1 protein-coding gene is annotated in these 1,139 nt (G+C 64.4%); it reads left to right on the top strand.

Features of this window, described 5'->3' with window-relative positions:
• The first annotated feature begins 56 nt into the window (after positions 1 to 56).
• The gene (locus OFY01_RS17170) at positions 57 to 1,139 is read left to right on the top strand and encodes an IS630 family transposase (protein ID WP_266600841.1); all 1,083 of its coding nucleotides are present in this window, start codon (positions 57 to 59) and stop codon (positions 1,137 to 1,139) included.

Here is a 1,139-nt window from a genome sequence, read left to right as displayed (position 1 = left end):
CTAGTGTTCTGAGTCGGGAATTCTGTTCAGATGTGTAGGCTTGCTTCATGGCACGGATGGGGCGGCCGAAGGCCGAGTTGACGCTGTCGGACGAGGAACGAGCCGCGCTCGAGGAATGGGTGCGGCGTCGTTCCACGCCCCAGGCGTGGGCCTTGCGGTGCCGCATCATCCTGGCCTGCGCAACCGGATCGTCGAACAAGGATGTTGCGGAGCAGTTGGGTTCGACACCTCATGCGGTGGGCCGCTGGCGGGCCCGCTTCGTGCAGTACCGGATAGCCGGGCTGGGTGACATGCCACGTCCGGGCGGCCCCAGGACCGTGACGGACGAACAGGTCGCCGCGGTGGTCACCAAGACGCTGGAATCCACTCCGAAGAACGCGACACACTGGTCGACGCGGTCGATGGCGAAGGAGATGGGCCTCTCGCAGTCGTCGGTATCACGGATCTGGCGGGCGTTCGGCCTGCAGCCGCACCGGTCGGAGACCTTCAAGCTGTCGACCGATCCGTACTTCGTCGACAAGGTCCACGATGTCGTCGGCCTCTACCTGGACCCGCCCGAGCGGGCCCTGGTGTTCTGCGTCGACGAGAAGTCGCAGATCCAGGCTCTGGACCGGTCCCAGCCCGTGCTGCCGATGATGCCCGGGGTTCCCGAGCGGGCGACCCACGACTACGTCCGAGCCGGCACCACCACCCTGTTCGCCGCGCTCGAGGTCGCCACCGGCAAAGTGATCGGCTCCCTGCACCGCAGACATCGAGCCGAGGAGTTCAAGAAGTTCCTGATCAAGCTCGACAAAGAGGTGCCCGCCGACCTGGATGTCCACCTCATCTGCGACAACTACGCCACCCACAAGACCCCGGCGATCAAGAAGTGGCTGCTGGCCCACCCCCGGTTCCATCTGCACTTCACGCCGACCGGCTCGTCCTGGCTGAACCTCGTCGAGCGATGGTTCGCCGAACTGACCAACAAGCAGATACGGCGAGGCGTCCACAGGTCCGTCCAGGCCCTGGAGAAGGACATCCGCAACTGGATCGCCGCCTGGAACACCGACCCCAAGCCCTACGTCTGGACCAAGACCGCAGACGAGATCCTCGAACGCCTCGCAAGTTATCTGAACAGAATTCCCGACTCAGAACACTAG

The sequence above is a fragment of the Streptomyces beihaiensis genome (assembly GCF_026274175.1).
Lineage (GTDB): Bacteria > Actinomycetota > Actinomycetes > Streptomycetales > Streptomycetaceae > Streptomyces > Streptomyces beihaiensis.
Note: the sequence above shows the minus strand (reverse complement) of the source record. Positions and strands in the feature narration are given on the sequence as shown.